Raw genomic sequence first — 10,484 nt, 5'->3', positions numbered from 1 at the left:
AAGCTCCACAACGAATGGCGTTGCAACGAACAGAGAAGAATAAGTTCCGAAGATTACCCCGATCAGCATCGCGAATGAGAAGCCTCTGAGGATTTCACCACCGAAGATGAAAATGATAACCAGAACAGCCATTGTACAAAGTCCTGTTACAACGGTACGGCTCAGCGTACTGTTAAGGGCATTGTTAATGATAGTCGGCATCGATTCATTTTTACTGTGATGCTGGTTCACATACTCGCGGACGCGGTCGAACACCACCACTGTATCGTTAATGGAATATCCCATAACTGTCAGGATTGCCGCTATAAACGCCTGGTCGATATCAAGTGAAAATGGTACAATCCCGTTAAGTAATGAGAACAACGACAGCAGTACCAGGACGTCGTGTCCTAAAGCAACGATCGCCGATACACCAAACTGCCAGCGTCTGAACCTCACCAGGATATAGAGGAAGATCACGACAATTGAGAAGATCACAGCATAAACGGCCGAAATCTTAATATCATTCGCAATGGTCGGCCCCACCTTTTGTGAATCCTTTATCTTGAAGTTAGGGGTGATCTTAGACAGGCCATCGCTCAGTTTTTTATTCACAAGAGCTTCACCCTTTTCAGACTCATTATCGATCATGTAAGATGTGGTAATTTTTACCTCATTCTTGGATCCATATGTCTTTACTTCAGGAGCAACACCAAATTCATCAACCAGTACATCTCTCACTTCATCCACACGAACCGATTTGTCGAATTCAACGAAGAAAGAACGGCCTCCTTTGAAATCAACCCCCAGGCTGAAGCCACGGGTGAACATGGATACCAATCCAGCAACGATAATGATACCTGAGAAGAGGTAGAATTTCTTTCTGCCCGATATAAAGTCGAACTTAGAATCTTTAAACAAATTCTCAGTTGCTTTAGTGGAGAACGAAATGCTCTGCTGTTTAGTAAGCATCCATTCGAAGATCAGGCGGCTGATGAAGATCGCCGAGAACAGGGAGGTAAGGATACCTAACATCAGGGTAGTCGCAAAGCCCTGGATCGGTCCGCTTCCAAACACGTACAGGATCACACCGGTAAGGAAGGTGGTGATATTCGAGTCGAGGATAGAAGACATCGCCTTACTATATCCTTCTGATATCGCGATCCTGAGGCTTTTACCTTCCGCCAGCTCTTCTCTCACACGCTCGTAGATGAGCACGTTTGCATCTACCGACATCGCCAGTGAAAGTACGATACCTGCAATACCAGGCAGGGTCAGCACAGCCCCCAGAGAGGCCATGACTCCCATCAGGAAAAATAAGTTGACAATCAGAGCTGCATTTGCTACCCATCCGCCTTTGCTGTAATAAAGACCCATGAAGAGCAGAATGATCACAACTCCGACAATGGAAGAAACAAGTCCCTTATTGATTGACTCCAGTCCTAAGGAAGGTCCAACGATATACTCACTTACAATCTTTGCAGGAGCAGGAAGCCTTCCGGCTTTCAGAACGTTAGCAAGGTCTTTCGTGTCGTTCTGAGTAAACTTTCCTGTAATAGAAGAGACTCCGTTCGGGATTTCGTTCTGAACAGTAGGAGCTGAATATACGTTGTTATCCAATACGATAGCGATGCTCTTTTTATTATTAGCATCTGCAGATGCAGCAGCAGTAACCTGTCTCCATTGACGGGCTCCTTCCGAGTTCATCATCATAACCACCTCGGGGTTACCTCTCTGATCAACATCGGCGCGTGCATCAGTGATCACATCACCGCTCATCGTAGCTGAGCTGTTGAAGCCGGTTCCCTTAAGCGCATAAAGTTCGAAAACCCTGCTTTCTGCAGTTACCGGTTTAACTCCCCATGCAAGCTTTACGTTTCCTGGGATAATTGATTTAACGGCAGGAGAGTTTAAGTAAGCATTAACTTTAGCAGTATCTTTTTGTGCGGCATATCCCACAACAGGTCCTCTGCCCAGTACGCTCTGCCCGTTTTCGCCCTGTCCAATATTGGGGTTAAGAACAGAAAATAATGGGTTCTGTCTTGCCTGTGATTGTGCAAGTGCATTGGTGTCTTTGCCGGCAGAGTCTTTTTTTGCACCTAACTGTGCAAGTTTTCCACCGGTTGCAGGTGCAGCTGCGGGGGCAGCTGTTTTAGCAGTAGTATCCTTAGCAGGAACCTGCGTAGCCGCAATTGTCTTGTTTATGTTCTCAAGTAAAGAGAAAATTTCAGTATTGTCGTAGGTTTCCCAGAATTCAAGCTGAGCAGATCCCTGAAGTAACTTACGCACGCGGTCGGCATCTGAAACACCGGGAAGCTCGATGAGGATCCTGTTGGTTCCCTGCTGCATCTGTATATTGGGTGATGTAACACCGAATTTGTCGATACGGGTGCGAAGGATATTAAATGAACGCTCAACCGCACTTTTAGCCTGGGTTTTAAGGAAATTTAAAACATCGCTGTTGCTTGCATCAGGCTTAACAAGTGATGCATTCTCACGTGTAGCAAACAGGGGAGCAAGTTTTCCGGAAGGACTAAGTTTGTCGAATTCCTGGCCGAACAGGGTAATGAAGTCACTCTGGCTGGATTTTAATCTGGCCTGAGCGTTTGCCAGAGCCTTATTGAAAGCCGGGTCAGGATTGTGGTTAGCGAGATTCTTTACCAGCTCCGTCAGTGAAATTTCCATTGTTACGTTCATTCCACCTTCCAGGTCAAGTCCCAGGGGAATCTCACGTTCTTTCACATACTGATAAGTGAACTTCGTGAACCCCAGGTTGTATACGGGCTGGGTAGCAATCGAATCAAGATATGCTTTTTCTTTCAGGGGGTCTCCCTTGGCATACTCGCGTGCGTCTTTTTCAACTTTCTTTGCCACGAACGAGAACGAAAGGGAGTAAATACAACCAATCGTTAACGCTATCGCGACGAATTTAATCAAACCTTTACCTTGCATTTTTGTTTATTGTATATTGTATCTCTATAATTAGCCATTTACGAATAAGACGGCAAATCTAACTAAATTTTTAATTTATAAAATTCTTTAATTCAGAATTATCAGCCGCAATTACCCGTATTTTTCATATACTACAAAAGAATAAGGGAAAAGGTTCTTGTCATCCGGCTGTTTATCCTCTCTTTTTACTTCCTTCCACAGGTCGCGGTTGATGGGGGCCAAAAAGGTATCCGTATCGAATTCATGATGAATCTCAGTATGATACAGGACCGTGGCTATTTCCATCGATTGTTTAAATATTTCAGCTCCGCCAATGATGAATACATTCCCATCCTCTTTCGTAAGCTCCAGGGCGTGATCCAGCGAGTTCACCACCTCTGCATCGGGATACCGCAGGTTCGTTTGCCTGCTGATAACGATATTGCGGCGGTTAGGCAGTGCTTTGCCCATGCTGTCAAATGTTTTGCGGCCCATTATCACCGTGTGTCCGGAGGTAACCGACTTGAAATATTTCAGATCAGCAGGAAGGTGCCAGGGTAACTGGTTGTTTTTACCAATACCCATATTCTGGTCGCTTGCTACGATAATACTAATGCTGCTCATACTTTACACTGCTACCGGTGCCTTAATATGAGGATGCGGATCATAATTTTCCAGCGAGAAATCTTCATAGGCAAAATCAAAGATATTCTTAATTTCAGGATTAAGTTTCATCTGCGGAAGCGGCTTCGGTTCTCTGCTTAGCTGAAGTCTGGTCTGTTCGAGATGGTTATTATAAAGGTGTGCGTCACCGAAAGTATGAATGAAATCTCCCGGCTCCAGTCCGCAAACCTGGGCTATCATCAGGGTGAGCAGCGCATAAGATGCAATATTGAATGGTACACCCAGAAATATATCCGCACTTCTCTGGTACAGCTGGCAGCTGAGTTTTCCCTCTGCTACGTAAAACTGGAAAAGACAGTGGCAGGGCGGAAGTGCCATTTTTTCGACATCCGCTACATTCCAGGCAGAAACGATCAGTCTTCTCGAATCCGGATTGTTTTTAATCTGGCTGATCAGCTGGCTGATCTGGTCAATATGTTTGCCATCCGGTGCCGGCCACGAACGCCATTGATATCCGTATATCGGGCCCAGTTCTCCTTTGTCATCTGCCCACTCATCCCAAATGCTTACACCGTTTTCTTTCAGGTAGGAAATATTGGTATCGCCCTTTAAAAACCAGATTAATTCGTGGATGATCGAGCGGAGATGAAGCTTTTTGGTGGTAACCAGGGGAAACCCATCCTGCAGGTTAAAACGCATCTGATATCCAAACACGCTGATGGTTCCTGTTCCCGTGCGGTCATGTTTCTGAGTGCCCTGGTCGAGCACATGCTGCATCAGATCGAGATATTGCTTCATATAAAATCGTTAAAGGTATTTTGCTGCCTTACCTTGTGCAAAGAAAATAAATGTATTTTTACCATCCTACTGTTGTGAAAAAAACCGTAAAGTTAAAAAGATGGTGACATTCCCAAATGCGAAAATAAATATCGGGCTGAATATCATAAATCGCCGTTCCGACGGATATCATAACCTCGAAACGGTGTTTTATCCGGTGAATATTAAGGATGGGCTTGAAGTAGCCGAAGCCGGAGAACTGAGCTTCAGTACAAGCGGGATCGAAATTCCGGGTTTTGCGAATGAGAACCTCTGCCTGAGAGCTTACGAACGGTTAAAAAAGGATTTCGGTATTCCGCCCGTTCAGATCCACCTTCATAAACAGATCCCGATAGGGGCAGGACTGGGCGGCGGATCATCTGACGCTGCTTTTTTTATCAGGCTTCTGAACGATAAGTTCGCTCTTAATCTCAGCACAGAAATGATGGAGGATTACGCCCGTGAACTGGGTGCTGATTGCGCCTTTTTTATTAAAAACCAACCGGTGTTTGCTTTCGGGAAAGGTGATGAATTTGAGGATATTACGCTTTCTTTGAAAGATTATTTTATTGTATTGATAATGCCTCCGGTCCATGTTTCTACGGGAGAGGCTTACCGTGGAGTAAAGCCCTCTCAGCCTCGCACTTCCCTGAAGGATTTGATTAAGAGCCCAATAGAAGAATGGAACCCGGTCATTAAAAATGACTTTGAAGAATCAGTCTTTAAAAATCATCCGTCTATCCGGGGTGTGAAGGCTGCCTTGTATGAATCCGGTGCCTTGTATGCCTCTATGAGCGGGAGCGGAGCTTCGGTATATGGTATCTTCAAAGACTCAGTAGACCTTTCCGGTTTAGAAAAGGATAACAAAGTTTTCTATAACGTGTAAAGAATAAGGAAGTTAACTTGTTTTTACTTATCATGCTTCTGTCCTGATCTTTCATAGATGAATGACTCGAATGACCGGGAAAGTCAAAGTGGAAATACGGATTCTAAAGTGTTAAAGGTGTGTAATTAAAATAATAAGTAACAGATTCCTGTTTTTTTCTTAGAAGTAAAACTGAAAACATATTTTTGTAGTATATATCTCTTATATATAGTAATTAGTAGATCAATAATTTACTTTAATCTTTTAACACCCATATGGCAAAAGTTACAGAACAGGATGTGATAGCATTCCTTAAAGACAAAATCGAAAGCCTAAACTCAGAGTTAAAAAAAACACAGGCCGCCCTGGATGCATTCAGTGGAAAGGCAGCTTCAGCCCCCAGGGAGAAAGCAGCAGATCCTGAAGCAGTAACTGCTCCCAAAAGAAGAGGCCGCAAGCCCGCAGTTAAAAAAGATGTGGTAAAGGCACTCGATGTTCCCCAGGAGTTTGATCCAAGCGGGAAATTAGACGGGAAGGTAGCTTTTGTACTCTCAACGAGCGGACCATTATTCAATACCGAAATAATTGAAAAGTTAAAGGAATTGGAGCCTGAAAAAGATCCTGTAAAACTGGAGAAAGCGGTGATGGTTAAACTATCCGCACTTCATAAGGCAGGCAGGATACAGGGACAGAAAGAGGGAAGGAAATTTAAGTATCAGTTATAGTAAAAAGGCCGGGACACCGGCCTTTTTAACTTTCTGCCTTTTTGCCTGACAAAATCTTTAGCAGACAATAAACTTTGATCTCCGTACTTAGTCTTACAGATAAAGTAAGGTAGACAAAATGAAAAGTTTAAGCACACACATCAATAAGCTTTTTGTTGCCGCAATTATAAGTTTATTATTCGTTACCTCTGTAAATGCACAGCGGCCCTCAAGGCCGGCGCGTTCAACCCGCCCCTCTGTATCCACGCGCCCGGTACGTCCATCTGTTCCAATGCGTCCTGTATATGCAGTACGCCCCTCACGGGTTTATTACAGTCCGGCAAGGCTGTATTCCCCCAGGTACTATGGCCCTGTTTACAGGCCGTTTTACCGGTATTATTCTCCCTGGTTAGGCTTAAGGTTTAGGGTACTCCCCTGGGGGTATGTTTCCTTTAATTACGGGCCTGATCTGTTTTATTACTACGATGGGATCTTTTACCGGAATCATAATGATTATTACGAAGTAGTAACTCCACCGGTAGGAGCAGAAGTTCCGGGACTTCCCGCTGGTGCGAAAGAGATCAGCATCAACGGCCAGTTGTATTATGAAAAGAATGGTGTTTACTACCAGGAGATACAGAAGGACACCGATAAAAAGGCCTATGTAGTAGCCGGCAAAGACGGAGAATTGAATACCTCCGGAGAAGCGGTTCCACAGGAAGGCGATGTGGTAGACAAGCTGCCGGAGGGAAGCCGTAAAGTCGTGATCAACGGACTGGAGTATTATCTCGCACCGAATGGGTTCTATTACCAGCAAACCATTGAAGGTGATAAAAGTTCATTCCGTGTAGTTGGTTCGTCTGCAGAGCAGGAAAAAAATTAATATTCCGGATGAAAAAATAAAGAAGGGACTGGTGCTATGCAGCACCAGTCCCTTCTTTATTTTATATATAGCTCTTCAATAAGTTGCCGCAATTATCAGTTTTTCTTCAATCACCAATAGGGGTATTCCCCTTTCCGGGTGTACTATTAGTAAAACAGGTGTGTTAAAGCATATATTTACAGAAGAAATTCAAAGTATCAGAGTGGAGATCACCGGCAGTACTATTATAGAATTACTCAGGGAAGGTAATGAAAGTGCCTTCGAACAGGTGTTTAAAGAATACTATAAGCGCCTGCATGCTTATGGGTATACGTTTGTGAGGGATGATGAAGCGGCCGAAGAGATTGTACAAAATGTGTTTTGCAGGATCTGGGAAAAGAAGGATCAGCTCAATACCGGCGGATCTATCAAATCTTACCTTTACAGAGCTGTACACAACGAGAGCCTTAATTATTTGAAGCACCATAAAGTAAGAGCAAAATATGAGCAGTATTATACCGGGCATATGAGTGAAGAATACGATTACAGCAGCAGAAAAATGGAAACTTCAGAGCTCGAGGGGCATATTCAAAAAGCGATGTCGGAGCTGCCTGCCCAGTGCCGTATTATTTTTCATCTTAGCAGGTTCGAACATCTGAAGTACCAGCAAATTGCAGATCAACTGGGTATTTCGGTGAAGACAGTGGAAAACCAGATGGGAAAAGCGCTTAAGCTGATGCGTCTTAAACTTGTTGAATTCCTTCCTGTTTTTCTGCTTTTATTCTGGAGGTTTTGAAATGGAAAGAGGATTTGATATGAACGACGATATCCTGGTAAAATACCTTGCCGGGGAAGCCAGCTCAGGAGAGAAGGAGATCGTGGAGGGATGGCTTCGCAAAGATGAGGAAAACAGGCGTTATTTCGGCCACTTCCAAACGATCTGGCAGGAAAGTGAGGCGCTGGCGGATACAAGCAATGCTGACGAAAATGCCGCGTGGGACAGGTTCCGCGAAAAAGTGATCCGGAAACCTGAAACGCAACCGAAAGTTCGTTTACTTTCACCTTGGTTACGGATCGCAGCGGCTGTGCTGCTGCTGTGCATCGGGGGGGCTGTTGCCGTTTCACTTTTCCTTAACACCCGGGAAGCTAAAATAGTCCAGGTACAGAGCATCGAAAATACCGTGACAGACACTCTTCCCGACGGGACGGTTATTACTCTCAACCGTAACAGTAAACTGGGATATCCTTCACGTTTTGCCGGCAGCAGGAACGTGAAAATGGAAGGAGAGGTTTTCTTTGATGTAACTCCGGATAGTCATAAACCCTTCATCATAGAGGTGAATGATGTAACAGTTACAGTGGTTGGTACGTCTTTTAATGTCAAAAGCAGGAACGGAAAGACAGAAGTGATTGTGAAGACCGGCGTCGTACAGGTGTCCCGCGGGCATGACAAGGTGGAAGTGAAGCCGGGAGAAAAGGTAGTCGCACAGGAAGATGCCTCTTTTTATAAAGGCATTAACACAAGCACCGTCTACGATGCATATACGAATAAAACGTTTATTTGCCGCAATACTCCCCTTCCTGAACTGATTGAAGCTATAAATAACGTGTATAATATAGAAATTCAGATAGCAAACAGGGACCTCGAAAAAGTAAATATCAATACTACATTCCGGGAAAAGCCCCTGCAAACAATATTAGATGTGCTCAGAGACACATATCATATCAAAATAGAACAGCAGGGTAACCTGATATTATTCAAGTAGAGAGCATGCAAAAGAATAAGGGGGAAGTTCTGCGGATCTTCCTTATTTTAATAATAGTCTGTTTATCTCTCTCTGAACTGCATTCACAGGGACTGCTGAATAAGAGGATTTCGGTCCAGGCCGATCATCTTCGACTGGAAAATGTCCTCGACCGGATAGGTCAGAAATGCGGCTTCTATTTCTCTTACGATAGCCAGATCATTCCCCGCGACAGTATAGTATCCGTCCGGGTAAGCAACCTCAGCGTCAGGGAGGTGCTCGACCAGTTGCTCGGCGATCGTTTCGAATACAAGGAGACCTCGGGATACATTATCCTGCGGTATGCGCCTCACCGGCTGGCACTTGTTACCGACAAAGTTAAAGCTAATAAACGTGTATACGAGATTAAAGGGTATGTCGTGGACGAACGTACCGGCAGCAGGATCGGGAAGGCCAGTGTGTACGAACGTAAGCTGCTGCGCTCTTCAATAACCGATAAAGATGGCGCATTTGAGCTGAAGATAAGGACGAATTCGCCGGTAATCGCCCTCACCGCCAGTAAAGAACTTTACAGGGACACTACAATTGTAATCCTTTCGCCGGTAGACGTAAACCCGTCCAACCTCGTGGATGATGAATTCTATTACAGCACCGACAGCGGTTCTGTTACTCAGAGGACCGCTATAGGACGGTTGCTGGTGTCTTATAAACAAAAGATCCAGGATCTGAATGTTCCCGGCTTTATTGCCGAAAGTCCTGTCCAGGTTTCCATCACACCAGGACTAAGTTCTCATGGCGTATTAAGCGGTCAGGTGATCAATAAGGTGTCTTTAAATGTATTTGGGGGATATACCGCAGGGGTGGAAGGTGTTGAAGCGGGAGGTTGGTTTAATATCAATAAAAAGCATGTCAAAGGAGTGCAGGCGGGGGGCTTGTTCAACATGGTGGGTACTTCGGTGACCGGGCTTCAGGCCGGAGGTCTTTTTAACGGTGTACTGGGATCTGTAAATGGAATGGAGGCCGCCGGACTGGCAAACTTTGTCCGCAGGTCGTTTTCGGGCGTTCAGGCGGCCGGACTGATAAATTCTGTTCTTGATTCCCTGAACGGCCTTCAGGTTGCAGGCCTGGCTAATTTGACAAACGGATCAGTTTCAGGTCTTCAGGCGGCCGGACTTCTGAATGTGGTGACAAAAAATGTGTCCGGGCTTCAGGCCGCCGGGGTGGTGAACTTCAATATCAAAAACATGTCCGGATTACAGGTTGCCGGTCTTGTAAATAGGGTGGGAGGCACTATGCGCGGGATACAGGTCGGAACCGTCAACATGGCTAAACATCAGAGCGGACTTCAGCTAGGGGTGGTCAATATAGCAGATACTTTGTCTGGAGCAGCCATCGGACTGATCAACATCGTCATGAAGAATGGCCTGCACACGGTATCTGTTTCTTCCAACGAGCTTGGATGGAGAAATCTGGAAATACGCACGGGGACGAAGAAATTCTACACAGTGCTTCAGGGCGGCTATGATTACTTCGGGCTCGGCTTAGGAAAAAGAATAAACCTTTATAAACAATTATGTGTTGATCCTGAGTTGATTAAGTTGTATATCTACCAGGGAAGCTGGGACTATACAAACGACCTGACGAGGGTTAACAGCAATTTTACATTCAGACTGAACAAATTTCTTTCCATCTTTGCAGGGCCTTCGTTCAACATGTATTACTCCGATCAGTTTGAGGAGATAAATGGGTATGCTCTGATTACCAGCAGAGTGAACGATTTTAAAATAGGAAAGAATGAGAAGCTGCGTGGCTGGATCGGCTGGAATGCAGGCCTTTCTCTCTTTTAAGTTTGCTTCTTCAAAAACAAGACAATTTAATGTAACCATCAGGCCGTGCTGCTGTCTTAATTAAAGAACACACATAATTAAACAATAATTAAATCCGGGATAGGGGTGGAG

9 protein-coding genes are annotated in these 10,484 nt (G+C 44.8%); 6 read left to right on the top strand and 3 right to left on the bottom strand.

Going from position 1 to position 10,484, the window contains the following annotated elements; all coding sequences use genetic code 11:
- From secDF to DDR33_RS15215, 3 genes are all read right to left on the bottom strand, one after another.
- Positions 1-2,931: protein translocase subunit SecDF (gene secDF / locus DDR33_RS15225; RefSeq protein WP_109416762.1), on the bottom strand; the 2,931-nt coding region annotated here is incomplete at its 3' end.
- A 111-nt stretch (positions 2,932-3,042) separates the two neighbouring features.
- Positions 3,043-3,534 (bottom strand): dihydrofolate reductase, encoded by a 492-nt coding sequence (locus DDR33_RS15220; protein WP_109416663.1) that lies wholly within the window; start codon positions 3,532-3,534, stop codon positions 3,043-3,045.
- 3 nt (positions 3,535-3,537) lie between these two features.
- Complete coding sequence (locus DDR33_RS15215; protein WP_109416662.1) at positions 3,538-4,332, bottom strand: thymidylate synthase; 795 nt, start codon at positions 4,330-4,332, stop codon at positions 3,538-3,540.
- A gap of 100 nt (positions 4,333-4,432) precedes the next feature.
- Between DDR33_RS15215 and ispE the strand changes: the two genes are divergently transcribed.
- The 6 genes from ispE to DDR33_RS15185 all read left to right on the top strand — a co-directional run bounded on the left by ispE (position 4,433) and on the right by DDR33_RS15185 (position 10,373).
- Positions 4,433-5,236, top strand: a complete 804-nt coding sequence (ispE, locus tag DDR33_RS15210; RefSeq protein ID WP_109416661.1) for a 4-(cytidine 5'-diphospho)-2-C-methyl-D-erythritol kinase — start codon at positions 4,433-4,435, stop codon at positions 5,234-5,236.
- 254 nt (positions 5,237-5,490) lie between these two features.
- Positions 5,491-5,940 carry a hypothetical protein gene (locus tag DDR33_RS15205; RefSeq protein WP_109416660.1) on the top strand — a complete coding sequence of 150 codons (450 nt, stop codon included), beginning with the start codon at positions 5,491-5,493 and terminating at the stop codon, positions 5,938-5,940.
- 118 nt (positions 5,941-6,058) lie between these two features.
- Positions 6,059-6,802, top strand: coding sequence for a DUF6515 family protein (locus tag DDR33_RS15200; RefSeq protein ID WP_146198779.1), 744 nt, complete (start codon positions 6,059-6,061; stop codon positions 6,800-6,802).
- Positions 6,803-6,962: 160 nt separating this feature from the next.
- Complete coding sequence (locus DDR33_RS15195) at positions 6,963-7,577, top strand: RNA polymerase sigma-70 factor (RefSeq protein ID WP_238387820.1); 615 nt, start codon at positions 6,963-6,965, stop codon at positions 7,575-7,577.
- 1 nt (position 7,578) lies between these two features.
- The gene (locus DDR33_RS15190) at positions 7,579-8,547 is read left to right on the top strand and encodes a FecR family protein (RefSeq protein ID WP_109416658.1); all 969 of its coding nucleotides are present in this window, start codon (positions 7,579-7,581) and stop codon (positions 8,545-8,547) included.
- 5 nt (positions 8,548-8,552) lie between these two features.
- A complete protein-coding gene (locus DDR33_RS15185; protein WP_109416657.1) occupies positions 8,553-10,373 on the top strand; it encodes an STN domain-containing protein in 1,821 nt (606 codons plus the stop codon).
- Positions 10,374-10,484: the final 111 nt, after the last annotated feature.

Origin of the sequence: Pararcticibacter amylolyticus (assembly GCF_003130405.1) — a bacterium.
In the GTDB taxonomy this organism is placed as follows: Bacteria; Bacteroidota; Bacteroidia; order Sphingobacteriales; family Sphingobacteriaceae; genus Arcticibacter; species Arcticibacter amylolyticus.
This window is presented reverse-complemented; position numbering and strand designations above follow the sequence as displayed.